This is a genomic window from Ochrobactrum sp. BTU1 (assembly GCA_018798825.1).
GTDB lineage: Bacteria > Pseudomonadota > Alphaproteobacteria > Rhizobiales > Rhizobiaceae > Brucella.
Genome location: CP076354.1, coordinates 1637751 through 1651748, shown reverse-complemented (window position 1 = coordinate 1651748; position 13998 = coordinate 1637751). Strand labels below are relative to the sequence as shown.

The following is a 13998-nucleotide window of genomic DNA, read 5'->3' as shown; positions in this document are numbered from 1 at the left end:
ACATAGTCGGATAGGTTTTTGACGCAATCACGACCGCCATAATGGTCCACAGGAAAGCATGTATATTCTTTGTTCACGCGCCTGTGAACGCGTAGGGTCTTTTAAAATCGGAATTGAGCGATACATATATCGTGAAATGACGATATGAATGAAGATCAGCGAGGTGACCATGATGTCGGACATTCAATCTGTAGCACAGCCTAATTCATTGGCTATGCCGTTGGACGAGATACTCAAAGCACTTGGCCATCCAGTTCGTCTCGACATTTTAAGCTGGCTCAAGCAGCCGGAGAAGCATTTCTCCTCTCAGCACATGCCCCTGGAGATGGGTGTGTGCGCCGGTCAGTTCGAGCGGTGCGGCCTCTCCCAGTCCACCGTTTCTGCTCATTTGTCCGTGCTGACGAAAGCGGGGCTGATTACGCCCCACCGCGTTGGCCAATGGACCTTCTACAAGCGCGATGAGGAGGCGATTGCCGCCTTGCTCAAATCACTGTCCGATCTTTAATCCCATTTGCCCAATCGTTCCCACTTGAAGGAAATGTATCTATGGCCACATTGTTCGATCCAGTTACAGTCGGCGATCTCAAGCTTGCCAACCGTATCGTTATGGCACCGCTGACGCGCAATCGCTCGCCCCGCGCTGTGCCAAACGACCTCAACGTCACCTATTATGAACAGCGCGCAAGTGCTGGTCTCATCATCACCGAGGCAACGCCGATCAGCCATCAGGGACAGGGCTATGCCGATGTGCCGGGCCTTTATTCGGACGAGCAGCTTGCTGGCTGGAAGCGCGTCACTGACGCTGTTCACAGCGCAGGCGGCAAGATCGTCGTGCAGATGTGGCATGTGGGCCGTATTTCGCACGACAGCCTGCAGCCAAATGGCGGCAAGCCGGTTGCGCCTTCGGCCATCACAGCCAAGTCGAAGACCTATCTCGTGCATCCAGACGGCACCGGCGAATTTGCACCAACCTCAGAGCCACGCGCGCTTGAAAAGAGCGAGCTTCCAGAAATCGTTGCGACCTATGCCAAGGCTGCAAAGGATGCGGTTGAAGTGGCTGGTTTTGACGGCGTCGAAATCCATGCTGCAAACGGCTATCTGATCGACCAGTTCCTGCGTTCGGACAGCAATCATCGCACCGATGAATATGGCGGCTCCATCGAAAACCGCGCACGATTCCTGTTTGAAGTGGTAGACGCAATCACCAAGTCGGTTGCGCCGGGCAAGGTTGGCATTCGTCTTTCGCCGGTAACGCCTGCCAATGATGCATCGGATTCCGATCCGCAGCCGCTGTTTGACTATGTGCTCGAAAAGCTTGCCTCTTACGGTCTTGCATATGTTCATATCATCGAAGGTGCGACCGGCGGCCCACGCGATTTCCAGCAGGGTCCACAGCCATTCGATTATGCGCGTCTGAAGCAGGTTTATCGCGATGCCGGTGGCGAAGCTGCCTGGATGGTCAATAATGGCTATGATCGTGAACTGGCTGAACAGGAAATCGAAAGCGGCCGCGCTGATGTGGTTGCCTTTGGCAAGCCGTTCATCTCCAACCCTGACCTTGTCCGTCGTTTGAAGGACAATTCACCGCTCAACGAGCTGGATCAGCAGCATATGTATGGCGGTGGCGCTAAGGGTTACACGGATTATCCGATCCTCGCCTAATAGAAGTGAAAAAAGCCGCCATGCCAGTCTGCAAATGGCAATTTGTTTGCGTTCCGATGCTCATGTACCCGAAAGTACACTCCGCTTCGGTGCTCGAAAATCACCATTTTCGCCACGGCCTGCCGCTTTTTAATTCAGACACTTACTCATAAAATAAAAAGCCCGGCTTTGAGCCGGGCTTTTTTATTACAGACGTGCGCGCGTTGAGCGCGGTGTTGCCAACAATAGATTGGTTTCGCTGGCCTTGATCCCCGGCACCAGCCGGATGCGGCGCAGCACAGCATCGAAATCTGTCAGCGTTGCAGCACCCAGCTCCACCACCAGATCGAAACGACCATTGGTGGTGTGGATGGCTGAAATTTCGGAGAAGCCGCCAAGCGCCTTGACCACACGGTCGGCGACATGGCCTTCGATTTCGATCATCATGATACCACGCACCGGCAGATCAACCGCGTCAGACCGCAGGATCACCGTATAGCCGATGATGTCGCCGGACTGTTCCAGACGCTCCATGCGGGAGCGGACGGTTGCGCGCGAAACGCCGAGATCGATCGCCACATCCGAAATGCTGCGCCGGCCATTGTGACGTAAAAGCGTAATAAGCTTTTCATCCAGATCGTCCATGTTTTCTCCATTTTGAAAAGCCAATCCGACATTCTGATAAACCAAACCGTTAAAATTGCCAATCCGGTTGCTTCACATCGCCAAGCTTAAATGGTCAATCTATGGCGATAGAGCGGCTCCAGTTGCTACAGAATCGTGAGCCGCTCCATCTTTTTGTTACTATGCATTTGCCTACGCAAAACCGCTTCGCACTTTTGCTGGAAATGCTTTAATTTCTCAGGAGTAGCACTTTATGCATTGCAAGATTTTGGGATTGCCGGTTCAGGAAGGCACTGGACGTCTGGGCTGCAATATGGGGCCCGACGGTTATCGAGCCGCTGGCATTGCGGATGCGATTCGTGAACTCGGTCATGAGTTTACCGATCTGGGAAATCTGGCCCCGGCTGAACAGCGCCCGCTGACCCATCCCAATCCTGTGATCAAGGCTTTGCCGCAAGCTGTCGCCTGGATCGAAGCCATCAGTGAAGCCGCTTATCGTGAGAGCGAAGACGGTTTCCCGATCTTCCTCGGCGGCGATCATCTGCTTGCAGCAGGCACTGTTCCCGGCATTGCACGTCGCGCCGCGGAAAAGGGTCGCAAGCAATTTGTGCTGTGGCTTGATGCGCATACGGATTTCCATACGCTGGAAACAACGGGCAGTGGAAATCTGCACGGTACGCCTGTGGCCTATTACACGGGCCAGAAGGGCTTTGAAGGCTATTTCCCGGCATTGGCAGCACCGATTGATCCGGCCAATGTCTGCATGATGGGTATTCGCAGTGTTGATCCGGCAGAACGCGATGCGATCCAGAAAACTGCTGTTTCTGTTTTTGATATGCGCCTTATCGATGAGCACGGTGTGGCAGCGCTGCTGCGCCGCTTCCTGCAGCGCGTGAAGGACGAAAACGGTCTTCTGCATGTGAGCCTGGACGTCGATTTCCTTGAGCCGTCGATTGCGCCAGCTGTCGGCACCACGGTCCCGGGCGGCGCGACCTTCCGTGAAGCGCATCTCATCATGGAAATGCTGCACGACAGCGATCTGGTGACAAGCCTCGATCTGGTTGAGCTTAACCCGTTTCTCGATGAACGCGGACGCACCGCAACGGTGATGGTCGACCTGATGGCGAGCCTGTTGGGCCGCAGCGTCATGGACCGTCCAACCATCAATTATTGAATTCAGAAACCGCATTCGCTGCTGGCAGATCAATTGATCTGCCGCTGAATGCTAAGGAGCAAGAATGACCCAACCGAACCTCAATATCGTCCCTTTTGTCAGTGTCGATCACATGATGAAGCTGGTGCTTTCCGTCGGTGTCGAGACCTTCCTCAAGGAACTCGCCGATTACGTGGAAGAGGATTTCCGTCGCTGGGAAAGCTTTGACAAGACACCGCGCGTGGCTTCGCATTCCGATGAAGGCGTGATCGAACTGATGCCGACAAGCGACGGTACGATGTACGGCTTCAAATATGTGAATGGTCATCCGAAGAACACGCGCGACGGCCTGCAGACGGTGACAGCTTTTGGCGTTCTCTCGGATGTTGGCAGTGGCTACCCGATGCTTCTGACCGAAATGACCATTTTGACGGCGCTTCGCACTGCTGCAACATCGGCCGTTGCGGCCAAGCATCTTGCACCAAAGAACGCACGCACGATGGCGATCATCGGCAATGGCGCGCAGAGCGAATTTCAGGCTTTGGCGTTCAAGGCAATTCTCGGCATCGACAAGCTGCGTCTTTACGATATTGACCGCACGGCTTCGGAAAAATGCGCGCGCAATCTCGAAGGCGCAGGCATTGATATCGTGATCTGCAAGGATGTCGAAGAAGTGGTCGAAGGTGCGGACATCATCACCACCGTAACCGCCGACAAGCTCAATGCCACGATCCTGACAGACAACATGGTTGGCGCTGGCGTGCATATCAACGCAGTTGGTGGTGACTGTCCCGGCAAGACCGAGCTTCATGGCGATATTCTGCGTCGCTCGGATATTTTTGTCGAATATCCACCGCAGACCCGCATCGAAGGCGAAATTCAGCAGCTTCCGGAAGATTATCCCGTCAATGAATTGTGGGAAGTGATTACTGGCAAGACTGAAGGCCGCAAGGATGCGCGCCAGATTACGCTGTTCGATTCGGTCGGCTTTGCTACGGAAGACTTTTCGGCACTGCGCTATGTTCGCGATAAGCTCCAGGATAAGGGCTTCTATGAGCAGCTCGATCTTCTGGCTGACCCGGATGAGCCGCGCGATCTTTACGGCATGTTGCTGCGACACAAGCAGCAGCTTAAGGCGGAACAGTCCAAGCCTGCCGCATAAAACTTCAAAGCCTGCCTCTTCATCAGAGGCAGGCTTTTTGTTTTGTCTTAGACGCCAATCTTATCCGAAAATCGGTTCCTACTTTTCAGTATGCTCTATTTATTCGTTTATCGCGCATCTTATCTGAAAACCGCTTCGCACTTTTCAGGATGCGCTATAGCGGCTTACGTGAATGGCGCGGGGTAGAAATCGTCCCGCCATGGGTTGCGATTGCCATTTCAAAACTATCGGCGATACGTCGGGCGCGATCAATAAAGACAATGGCGCCTTCGGGCGGGAAAACCTCGCGCGCCGTCTGTTCAAACAGCTCCAGCCAGCGGTCGAAATGATCGCCTTTCAGGCCAAGTCGCAGATGCGGCGGCATGGGGCGCCCTTCATAGCTGCCGGTTTTCAGAATGACCGATGACCAGAATTCCGCGATTTGATCAAGGTGGTGATCCCAATCCGCCACCGCTTGCGTGAAGATTGGGCCAATGACGGCATCTTCCCGCGCACGTCCATAAAACGTGTCGACCAGTTGTTTGATAGACGCTTTGTCGATGGATGGATGGGGCTGGTTTATAAGAGCGGTCATTTTCGGTGCCAATTGGATTGCTGCCGCAAGAACGGCCTTCGAGCCTGATATAGGCCTGCAATTCCCTTGATGCCAGAGAAGCTTTGCCGCACATGCCCGGAAGCTGCTGGCAATAACGTCTTTAAGCGGTTTCAAGACATATCTGATTTTTAATCACGCTTTGGGTGTAATTTGATGAGCCAAGTGAGGCTGAAATATTTGGAATCGTTCGCGTTTTACGACTGCAGTTACCGACGAGTTTCGTGCGGGATCTCAAATATGGAAATTATTTCCATTTAATTTAAGTTTTCGCGACCGGAGTTTAGCTTTGAACAAAGCGAAAAAATAACGGCTGATGTAAAAAATAACATTACTTCTAATTTTAGTATTTACTAATTAAAGTGTTTGCTCATGATTTCGGGCAATATGCTTATTGCTATCTATTTATTATGATTTAGTTTTAAAGATATTCACAAAAATGAAAGGAGATAGGTTTGATTTTTTAATAGATATTATTAGTTTAGGATAATCCGAAATATCAATGTTTATGGAGGATATATGCCAAATACAGAGGGGAATTTGGTTGCATTCCATGATGTAAGAAACGTTGAAGCTATTGAAATTCTAAAGACAAGTTCTGATCACGGCTGGAAAAACTTGTTTGCCTACACGGCACGTCTGCAACCATTTAATTCCGTATTCCAGCCCGTCGATTCGCTATTGGTTGCCATGGTCCTTAAAGGGCATCTGCAAGGAGCTTGGCAGATAGGTGGAGAGTTATCGGAACTCTATCTGCAGCCCGGATCAATTATTGTAATTCCTCCGGACGAGAGTTTGAAAGTTTCGATAAATAGTAATGCTGAAGTTATAAATATATATATATCCAAGAACCTAATGGATGATGTTTTTCTAGAATTTTCATCCGTTAGCAATAATCTATTCAAGCTTGACTACAGTCTTTCCATCTATGACGAATTCCTGGAACAGACAATTAATTCCGTTAAAGATATATTGTATGTCGGTGGACGGTTTTCATCCATTGAAGTGCAATATATAGCGCGTCTTCTTGTTGCGCGTGTCGTATCGAAATATTCTACACTGACATCGGGTGATCTTAACCCTGATGCTGGTCTTTCTCTTCCTACACTTCAAAAGACATTCGATTACATCGATGAAAACCTACATCGTCGCATTGTTATCGATAAGCTTGCCAATACCGCCGGAGTGGGGGCTGCGCAATTTGCCCGTCTGTTCAAGAGGGCAACGAATGTCACGCTGCACCAATACATCATTCGCCGCCGGGTTGATAAGGCGCGCGACCTTTTGATGGAAACGCAGATGCCGATTGCTGAAATCGCGCATGAGTGCGGTTTCGCAGATCAGGTCCATCTTACTCGTTTTTTTGGGAGAATTATCGGAACAAGCCCGGCATCCTTCAGGAGAAGAGCTCAACGATAGGTAGTCCAAAACATACAACTTAATTAGTACATTTTGTATTTATTATACAAAAGGAGTCGATATCAGCATAGACAAACCTCTACCGATAACGAAATTTTGAGACGGGTATTTATCGTCTTCGAGGGGTGTTCTCAGCAACTATTATGAAGTACAGATTTATGGCTTTACTTTATGCAAGGTTTATACTTTGCGGTTGGTCCTGTTTGTATTTAATATTTAGTTCACATTTTAAATAATATTGATGCCATAGATAAGCGCTCTCTCAATAGTTCGAGTTCTGTTTCACATAGGCCCTTGAAGCTCAGTTTCGGTTGAGGAGAGAGTCATGGTTGCAGTTGTTACGAATAAGGTGAGCGGCAGCTCGCGTACCATTACTGGTGATAACATCGTCCTTTCAGGACCTAGCATTGTTAAACTGTCGCTCAATCCAGATGCGATTGCGGAATACCAGAAGGTTGGCAACGATCTCCTTATTCGACTGCATAATGGCGAAACAATCCGAATTGTTCATTTCTATACGCATTATCAAAACGGTGAAGATAACGACCTCGTCCTGCAGGATGTTCATGGCAACCTGTGGGCCGGTAATCACAGTGAAGGCTTAGCTGATTTCACTTTTTCCGAGATACAATCTGTTGATCAGCTTGCCGGTGGCGACGGTGGTGGTTTGGGCCCAGTTCTGCTGGGCCTTGCTGGTCTGGGCGCCATAGGTGCCGCGATCGGAGCATCGTCGCGCGGTGATGATGATAATGACGCGGACGCAGATTCTGATGCCGATGCGGATGCCGATGCGGATGCCGATGCTGACGCAGACGCTGACGCCGATGCGGATGCTGATGCTGATGCCGACGCAGATGCCGACGCAGATGCCGATGCTGACGCGGATGCCGACGCAGACGCCGATGCCGACGCTGATGCCGACGCGGATGCTGACGCCGATGCGGATGCTGATGCTGATATAACATCCAGCAGTTTGTGCTGATGGGGCATAGCGGCGGTGCAACTGCGGCTGCAGCTTTGCTCACGCTTGGGCGCAATGATGTATCTTGTGCGGTGTTGACGTCGGGTGCATTCGGTCTTCTGGAACGTGCGCAGATGTTGCGTGCTGAATCCGGGCTGAAGCAACGGCCCGGACGTGACGCAACGGGACTGCCTATGCCCTATGATCCGATGGAACATATCCGTGGAATCGTACGAAATCCGCAGCTGAAGATTATTGTGATTGGAAATCCGAGGGATCGCGTTGCGCCATTTGTTTTGCAGCGCCGTTTTGTCGATTTGTTGAATGGGAATGGATATTCCGCACAGCTTATGACTTACGGCGCTTTTCCGCCGCAATACCATAAACTGCGTGACGATATCGGCCTGAAACAAGCAGAGACCTGCGCAAAGCAGTTGTAGCTTTAGGAAATCAATTTGTTTTGTCGGGAGAAAGTTACTTCACTTTGAAGTGATGGTAGCGGAGGACGGATTCGAACCGCCGACACAAGGATTATGATTCCTCTGCTCTAACCTACTGAGCTACTCCGCCACGTTTTCTGCGAACTCTGTTCACCACCGTTTCCAGTGTTTTGAACGAATGATTTCGCAAGGAATGGCGGCGGTATATGTGGGGAACGGGACCCTGTCAAGCACTCTTCGCATAGCTTTCGTCTTGTTTTCCACGTTTTGCGTAGATAAGTAACTAGCGGAAAGCAAAGGCTTAGTTTTATGGCACCTCGTATTGCGGTTTTGGGTTGTGGCTATTGGGGCGGCAACCATATTCGTACCTTGAAGGGGCTCGGTGTCCTTCAGGGTGTTTCTGACGCCAATCCACAGAATGCGGAACGATTCGCTTCTGAGTTCGGTGTTCCCAACATTCCGGTCGATGAACTCTTCTCGCATCCTGATATTGATGGCATCGTTTTGGCGCTGCCTGCGCAGTTTCATGCGCAATATGCGATTGAAGCAGTGAAAAACGGCAAAGACGTTCTGGTTGAAAAGCCGATCGCGCTGGAAGTTGCCGATGCGGAAGCAGAAGTTGCGGCTGCACGCGAAAATGGTCGCGTGTTCATGGTCGGGCATATTCTGCGCTTCCATCCGGCATTTGAGAAGCTGCTCGACATGGTGAAGGGCGGAGAGCTCGGCGATATTCGCTATGTGCATTCTCACCGCGTCGGTTTCGGAAAATTCCACGACAAGTTCGATGCGCTGTGGGATCTCGCCCCGCACGACCTTTCGATGATCCTCGCCATCACTGGCGAAGAACCGTCAGCTGTTCGCGGCGAAGGCACGGCGATCATCGACAAGATCAGCGATTTTGCGCATGTGCATCTCGAATTCCCGAGCGGCATTCGCGGCCATCTCTTCGCTTCCCGAATGAATTCCTATCGTGAGCGCCGCCTGAGCGTGACGGGAACCAAGGGTATGCTTGTCTTTGACGATGCCGAACCTTGGGATCGGAAGCTTGCATTCTACAAGCACGAAGTATGGCGCGAGAATGATCAGTGGGCTTTCAAATCGGTCGATCCGATCTATATCCCCGTCGAAGAAGGAATGCCGCTGACACGCGAGTTGCAGCATTTCCTGCACTGCATCGAAACGCGCGAAAATCCGCGCACTGATGGGCAGGAAGCAATCAACGTATTGCGCATTCTGACCGAAGGATCGGTCATTCATTCCAGATAACACACACTTGACGGAAATTTCTGTCAAGCGGTGTTACGGGAATAGCAAAACTTTGAACGCTCCACCCATGGCAGGGCGGGGCGCGAAGGAATAAGAGAATTGTCGTGGATTCGCTGAGCATTCTCAGTAAACCAGATAAATTGGAGCCAACATGCAGTTCATTGATCTTGGAGCGCAACGCGCGCGTATCGAAGACCGTCTTAATGCCGCCGTTTCCAAGGTTGTTGCGGAAGGCCGTTACATTCTCGGTCCTGAAGTGGCTGAGTTCGAAAATAAGCTCGGTGAATATCTGGGCGTGGAACATGTGATCGCTTGCGCCAACGGCACCGACGCCTTGCAGATGCCTTTGATGGCGCGCGGCATCGGCCCGGGCCATGCAGTTTTCGTTCCGTCGTTCACGTTTGCAGCGACTGCTGAAGTTGTTGCGCTTGTTGGTGCAGAGCCGGTTTTCGTCGATGTCGATGCCGACACCTACAACATGAATATCGAACAGCTTGAAGCTGCCATTGATGCTGTCCGCAAGGAAGGTCGTCTTGAGCCAAAGGCAATCATTCCTGTCGATCTGTTTGGTCTTGCTGCCGATTACAACCGCATCACCGCAGTTGCTGATCGCGAAAACCTGTTTGTGATCGAAGACGCGGCTCAGTCGATTGGCGGCAAGCGCGACAACGTCATGTGCGGTGCTTTCGGCCATGTCGGTGCAACGAGCTTTTACCCTGCCAAGCCGCTCGGCTGCTATGGCGACGGCGGTGCAATGTTCACCAACGATGCCGAACTGGCCGACACGCTGCGTTCCGTGCTGTTCCACGGCAAGGGCGAAACGCAGTATGACAATGTTCGCATTGGCCTCAACTCGCGTCTCGACACCATCCAGGCAGCTATTCTTCTGGAAAAGCTGGCGATCCTTGAAGACGAAATGGAAGCGCGCGACCGTATCGCCAAGCGCTACAATGAGCTGCTCAAGGATGTGGTCAAGGTTCCGGGTCTGCCTGCTGGCAATCGTTCGGCCTGGGCACAGTATTCGATTGAAAGCGAAAACCGCGATGGTCTGAAGGCGCATCTTCAGGCAGCCGGCGTTCCATCGGTCATCTACTATGTGAAGCCGCTACATCTGCAGACGGCATACAAGCATTATCCGATTGCACCGGGTGGTCTGCCTGTTTCGGAAGCGCTGCCTGCACGAATCCTCAGCCTGCCGATGCATCCTTACCTTTCGGAAGAAGATCAGGACAAGATCATCGGCGCGATCCGTGGTTTCCACGGCAAGTAAGCCTGATTTACCAGTGATTGAGAAAAGCCCGGCGAAAGTCGGGCTTTCTTATTTTTGCCTTCTGGCAATGCGCGACGCAACGAAGCGGGCAATTGCCGGACCAGCAAGCAGCACGATGAAAAAGCGGCTGGTTTGCATGGCGATGATGAATGGCAGATCGACATTGCTCGATGCTGCGATAATGGCCACGGTATCTGCGCCGCCGGGGCTGGTGGCGAGGTAAGCGGTGAGTGGATCAAGGTCCAGCACATGGCCGAGTGTCATGCCGAACAGGCCGCAAACGGCAATCAGAATAAGCGCTGATGCGAGCACAGCCGGGAAGGCGCGGGCAGCGTGTGCAATGATCGCACGGGTAAAGCCAAGGCCAATGCGCCAGCCGATGAATATATAGCTCGCAGCCAGCAGCCATGGCGGCAGATCAATGACCATAAGGCCGAAATCCTGCAACAAGGCACCGAGCGCCAGCGGTACGAGCATCGCTCCGGTTGGAATGCGTGATATTTGGCCCAGAAAGGCGCCGCAGACGATCAAAGCGAGGGTTGGGCCAAGCGTATGCCAGTTTATTGCTGGAAACCATTCTACGGCCGCTGGAACGACTGTTTCGACATCGGCTGTAAACATGACAACAAGCGATGCAGTGGTTGCCACCAGCACCACGCGCAAATATTGCATGAAGGCGATAAGGCGTGCGTCAGACCCAAAGGATTCAGCCATGAGCACGATTGCTGTCGCAGCCCCCGGCGAGACACCCCAGACGGCGGTTGTTCCGGGCAAAACGCGAAAGCGTGCCAGAAGATAGCCTATTGTGGTGCTGGCGAGCAGCGTGAAGCCCGTCGAAAACAGGATGATCGGCAGATGTTGCCCCATATTGCTGAAGAATTCAGCGGTCATGGCACGGGCAATCAACAGGCCGACAATCGCCTGTGCGAGCAGGGAGAAATTCTTGTGAACCTTGATCGTGCTCTCACGAGACGCGAGAAAGATGGCGCCCAGCATCGCGCCCAGCAGCAATGCTGCGGGTAGTCCCAGCAGTTCTCCGAGGAAGATCAGCAAGGCAGAGGCGATCAGCAGCACGCCCCACTGGACTGGCTTCGGTATATTGCTGAACGTGAACGTATTGCGGGCCTTTTCTTGCCCGGGGGGGACGGGTTTTTGCATCGCGCTTCTTCCCTACAACTAGCGAAGGTGAGAATGCAAACGCGTTTTTCCCCCAAGGGCATATATGCTGCGAGAAGAAACTCACGCGGTTCGTGCCATCAAACGATGGTACCGAATTCCATGCTGATGGGATCAATCAGCGACAGGAATGCATCGCAATCTGCATTGCCTTGCCAGCTTGCACAAATTTCGGTGGCGGTGGTCTGATTATCGGCGAAGGCCAGATCGACAAATGTCCCATCCGCGAGCTTTACGAGATGCTGTGCAAGCCAGCCCGGCTGATACGAGAGGTGGTTGCTCACCATCGCGGTATAGGCGTCTCGCATGGCTTGTTCATCCACGCCGGCTTTCAATCGGAAGCGCCCGAGTTCTATGCCGTTGCCTGATGTTACCAGCGGCTGAGGCTCTGTCTGGGCTCGGTAATGGCCTATCGATACCATTTCTTTTAGCGTTTCTCTAAAGGCGGCAAATTCAGGTGCGGTGCCAACGAGCGATGCTGCAGCCAGCGCATCATCCAGCGTGGACCAGGAAACGAGATCAACACGATCTCCCGCATCCGTTATGCCGCTAAATGGCACCCAAGAGATGAAGCCTGGCAGAGCACAGATTTGTTCGCGTGCATTTTCGCGCTCGTTGTCTGCGCTGGTTATGTCGTTGACCTTATATGTTACAATTTCGAAGTATGGCATGTTCACGAAAAGCTCCTGTGTGTTTGGTGTGCTGCACATACACGGAACCCCTGACATTTCCTGTCAGGGGCGTGCTATAGGCTTGGCATGAAAACACTGCGGCTCTTTTCTCTGCTCGATAGACTTCGTTCGGCTTCCACACCCGTTTCGGCGGAGGCGCTTGCGGATATGCTGGAAGTGTCACCGCGCACGATCTATCGCGATATGGCGACGCTGGTTGCAATGGGCGCGCCGGTCAGAGGTGAAGCCGGGTTGGGTTATCAGCTTGAGAAAGGTTACTTTCTGCCGCCGCTTCACTTCGATGCGGATGAGCTGGAAGCCATTATGCTCGGTGTGAGGCTTGTTATGGCCAGAGGTGATGGCGATCTTGGTGCCGCAGCGCAGCGCGTTTCGGGAAAAATCAGCTCAACGATGCAGGCCGGGGCGGGGGATCGTTACAAGAACCTGCCATTGAGGGCTGTGTCGAAATTGACCGAGGAACACAGCAAGGCGAACCTGCATCTTTCATTTCTGCGGCGTGCGGTTCGTGATCGCGTAGTTGTTACGCTCGAATATCTTGATCTGAAAGACAAAATCACAGAGCGTATTGTAAGGCCACTTGGTTTAACGATGTTCGATGCGGTCTGGCTGCTGACGGGTTGGTGTGAAAGTCGCAATGATTTCCGGAATTTCCGTCTCGACCGCATCAGTAAGGTTGAAACTGCCGGTCAGGTGTTTCGGCATCAGAAGGGGCAGCGCTTCGAGGACTATCTGCTCACGCTTTAGAGCGCCTTTGATTTGGCTACGCAGACTAAGCATAATTCCTTAAACTTGAATCAGTTTAAGGTAAAATTATGCTGTAAATATAAAGTTTTAGAGCGACCTTGTGCGCCTGGAAGGGCGCACGGAGCTCTAGCGCTCTCAAGGCTAAAAAATACGAAAGGCACGGCTCCCCCGCAGAAGCCGCGCCTCATTTTTCTGCAATCCAAAGACTTCGCAGTTCGTAATCTTAGCCGATCATCGCGCGGCGCTGATTGACCGGGCGTTCCACGACATCACGCGGGGCTTTTACGCCGTCGCGTTCTTCCAGTGCTTCGGCTTTCGCAAGGTCAGCCTCGGCCACAACCAGTTCGGCCTCGGCGCCTTCCTTCTGCTGCATCAGATCGCGAATCGAACCAAACAGGTTATCGCGCCGCTGGCGCGCTGCCTTTGCGAAGGTCGGATAGGCGAAATGATTGATGTCAGTGATGCCTGCCTTCTTCTCTTCCGATAGAATCTGGGCGTCGAGTTCTCCGGCCATCCGCTCGAACTCGCCGATCATCAAGTCAAGTTGGCCCAGCTGACGGCGCTTTTCCTTCACCTGGAACAATTTCAGCCTGACGAGGCTTTCACGTGGCTTCATACGCAATACTCCTTGAACACCAACCAGCTCTCTTAACGTTGGGGCGTTCCCCCCGACTTTATTAACAGGCATATATGCGGGCGGTTTTCCCACAATATGCCGTGAAATCCGTTGCAATGCCTGGCTTTTAAGGGCTCCAGCTCTGCCACCAATTTTAAGAACAGCCTCAATAAGCGAAACAAAAAGTTAAGATTTCGCCCTTTTGGTAACCATTCCTTTACCGGCAACGTTAATCATACGCG

At 52.3% G+C, this 13998-nt stretch carries 15 protein-coding genes and 1 tRNA gene; 10 read left to right on the top strand and 6 right to left on the bottom strand.

Going from position 1 to position 13998, the window contains the following annotated elements:
• The first annotated feature begins 172 nt into the window (after window positions 1-172).
• Window positions 173-505, top strand: coding sequence for a metalloregulator ArsR/SmtB family transcription factor (locus KMS41_08005; protein QWK78814.1), 333 nt, complete (start codon window positions 173-175; stop codon window positions 503-505).
• A gap of 41 nt (window positions 506-546) precedes the next feature.
• Window positions 547-1662 (top strand): alkene reductase, encoded by a 1116-nt coding sequence (locus tag KMS41_08000; GenBank protein ID QWK77050.1) that lies wholly within the window; start codon window positions 547-549, stop codon window positions 1660-1662.
• A gap of 186 nt (window positions 1663-1848) precedes the next feature.
• On the opposite strand, the gene KMS41_07995 is transcribed toward KMS41_08000, so the two are convergent.
• Entirely contained in the window at window positions 1849-2286 is a 438-nt protein-coding gene (locus KMS41_07995; GenBank protein ID QWK77049.1) for an Lrp/AsnC family transcriptional regulator, read from the bottom strand.
• A gap of 232 nt (window positions 2287-2518) precedes the next feature.
• Here KMS41_07995 and rocF point away from each other — a divergent pair, with 232 nt between their 5' ends.
• The gene (gene rocF / locus KMS41_07990; protein QWK77048.1) at window positions 2519-3439 is read left to right on the top strand and encodes an arginase; all 921 of its coding nucleotides are present in this window, start codon (window positions 2519-2521) and stop codon (window positions 3437-3439) included.
• A 64-nt stretch (window positions 3440-3503) separates the two neighbouring features.
• On the top strand, window positions 3504-4580 hold the full coding sequence (locus KMS41_07985) for an ornithine cyclodeaminase (protein QWK77047.1): 1077 nt from the start codon (window positions 3504-3506) through the stop codon (window positions 4578-4580).
• 154 nt (window positions 4581-4734) lie between these two features.
• On the opposite strand, the gene KMS41_07980 is transcribed toward KMS41_07985, so the two are convergent.
• Window positions 4735-5154, bottom strand: a complete 420-nt coding sequence (locus tag KMS41_07980; protein QWK77046.1) for a group III truncated hemoglobin — start codon at window positions 5152-5154, stop codon at window positions 4735-4737.
• 537 nt (window positions 5155-5691) lie between these two features.
• Between KMS41_07980 and KMS41_07975 the strand changes: the two genes are divergently transcribed.
• The 3 genes from KMS41_07975 (at window position 5692) to KMS41_07965 (ending at window position 7992) form a co-directional block, all read left to right on the top strand.
• Window positions 5692-6591 carry an AraC family transcriptional regulator gene (locus KMS41_07975; GenBank protein ID QWK77045.1) on the top strand — a complete coding sequence of 300 codons (900 nt, stop codon included), beginning with the start codon at window positions 5692-5694 and terminating at the stop codon, window positions 6589-6591.
• A gap of 325 nt (window positions 6592-6916) precedes the next feature.
• Window positions 6917-7573 (top strand): BapA prefix-like domain-containing protein, encoded by a 657-nt coding sequence (locus KMS41_07970; GenBank protein ID QWK77044.1) that lies wholly within the window; start codon window positions 6917-6919, stop codon window positions 7571-7573.
• Window positions 7573-7992 carry a hypothetical protein gene (locus tag KMS41_07965; protein ID QWK77043.1) on the top strand — a complete coding sequence of 140 codons (420 nt, stop codon included), beginning with the start codon at window positions 7573-7575 and terminating at the stop codon, window positions 7990-7992. The genes KMS41_07970 and KMS41_07965 overlap by 1 nt, the downstream gene beginning before the upstream one ends.
• Before the next feature lie 53 nt (window positions 7993-8045).
• On the opposite strand, the gene KMS41_07960 is transcribed toward KMS41_07965, so the two are convergent.
• Window positions 8046-8122 (bottom strand) — tRNA-Met (locus KMS41_07960).
• A gap of 179 nt (window positions 8123-8301) precedes the next feature.
• Between KMS41_07960 and KMS41_07955 the strand changes: the two genes are divergently transcribed.
• Window positions 8302-9258: a Gfo/Idh/MocA family oxidoreductase gene (locus KMS41_07955; GenBank protein ID QWK77042.1), complete on the top strand. Its 957-nt coding sequence runs from the start codon at window positions 8302-8304 to the stop codon at window positions 9256-9258.
• A 151-nt stretch (window positions 9259-9409) separates the two neighbouring features.
• The gene (locus KMS41_07950) at window positions 9410-10528 is read left to right on the top strand and encodes a DegT/DnrJ/EryC1/StrS aminotransferase family protein (GenBank protein QWK77041.1); all 1119 of its coding nucleotides are present in this window, start codon (window positions 9410-9412) and stop codon (window positions 10526-10528) included.
• Window positions 10529-10576: 48 nt separating this feature from the next.
• On the opposite strand, the gene KMS41_07945 is transcribed toward KMS41_07950, so the two are convergent.
• Both KMS41_07945 and KMS41_07940 read right to left on the bottom strand, forming a co-directional pair.
• Window positions 10577-11686, bottom strand: coding sequence for an AbrB family transcriptional regulator (locus KMS41_07945; protein ID QWK77040.1), 1110 nt, complete (start codon window positions 11684-11686; stop codon window positions 10577-10579).
• Window positions 11687-11784: 98 nt separating this feature from the next.
• Window positions 11785-12414, bottom strand: a complete 630-nt coding sequence (locus tag KMS41_07940) for a hypothetical protein (GenBank protein QWK77039.1) — start codon at window positions 12412-12414, stop codon at window positions 11785-11787.
• A gap of 48 nt (window positions 12415-12462) precedes the next feature.
• Between KMS41_07940 and KMS41_07935 the strand changes: the two genes are divergently transcribed.
• Entirely contained in the window at window positions 12463-13140 is a 678-nt protein-coding gene (locus KMS41_07935) for a YafY family transcriptional regulator (protein ID QWK77038.1), read from the top strand.
• 223 nt (window positions 13141-13363) lie between these two features.
• On the opposite strand, the gene KMS41_07930 is transcribed toward KMS41_07935, so the two are convergent.
• A complete protein-coding gene (locus KMS41_07930) occupies window positions 13364-13756 on the bottom strand; it encodes a flagellar export protein FliJ (protein QWK77037.1) in 393 nt (130 codons plus the stop codon).
• Window positions 13757-13998: the final 242 nt, after the last annotated feature.

What these genes read in the sequence shown, in the direction of transcription:
- KMS41_07970 (QWK77044.1), top strand. Translation starts at nt 6,917, where the DNA reads ATGGTTGCAGTTGTTACGAATAAGGTGAGCGGCAGCTCGCGTACCATT.
- KMS41_08000 (QWK77050.1), top strand. Translation starts at nt 547, where the DNA reads ATGGCCACATTGTTCGATCCAGTTACAGTCGGCGATCTCAAGCTTGCC.
- KMS41_07980 (QWK77046.1), bottom strand. Translation starts at nt 5,154, where the DNA reads ATGACCGCTCTTATAAACCAGCCCCATCCATCCATCGACAAAGCGTCT.
- KMS41_07975 (QWK77045.1), top strand. Translation starts at nt 5,692, where the DNA reads ATGCCAAATACAGAGGGGAATTTGGTTGCATTCCATGATGTAAGAAAC.
- KMS41_07985 (QWK77047.1), top strand. Translation starts at nt 3,504, where the DNA reads ATGACCCAACCGAACCTCAATATCGTCCCTTTTGTCAGTGTCGATCAC.
- KMS41_07945 (QWK77040.1), bottom strand. Translation starts at nt 11,686, where the DNA reads ATGCAAAAACCCGTCCCCCCCGGGCAAGAAAAGGCCCGCAATACGTTC.
- KMS41_07955 (QWK77042.1), top strand. Translation starts at nt 8,302, where the DNA reads ATGGCACCTCGTATTGCGGTTTTGGGTTGTGGCTATTGGGGCGGCAAC.
- KMS41_07965 (QWK77043.1), top strand. Translation starts at nt 7,573, where the DNA reads ATGGGGCATAGCGGCGGTGCAACTGCGGCTGCAGCTTTGCTCACGCTT.
- KMS41_07950 (QWK77041.1), top strand. Translation starts at nt 9,410, where the DNA reads ATGCAGTTCATTGATCTTGGAGCGCAACGCGCGCGTATCGAAGACCGT.
- KMS41_07940 (QWK77039.1), bottom strand. Translation starts at nt 12,414, where the DNA reads ATGTGCAGCACACCAAACACACAGGAGCTTTTCGTGAACATGCCATAC.
- KMS41_07930 (QWK77037.1), bottom strand. Translation starts at nt 13,756, where the DNA reads ATGAAGCCACGTGAAAGCCTCGTCAGGCTGAAATTGTTCCAGGTGAAG.
- KMS41_07995 (QWK77049.1), bottom strand. Translation starts at nt 2,286, where the DNA reads ATGGACGATCTGGATGAAAAGCTTATTACGCTTTTACGTCACAATGGC.
- KMS41_07935 (QWK77038.1), top strand. Translation starts at nt 12,463, where the DNA reads ATGAAAACACTGCGGCTCTTTTCTCTGCTCGATAGACTTCGTTCGGCT.
- KMS41_08005 (QWK78814.1), top strand. Translation starts at nt 173, where the DNA reads ATGTCGGACATTCAATCTGTAGCACAGCCTAATTCATTGGCTATGCCG.
- rocF (QWK77048.1), top strand. Translation starts at nt 2,519, where the DNA reads ATGCATTGCAAGATTTTGGGATTGCCGGTTCAGGAAGGCACTGGACGT.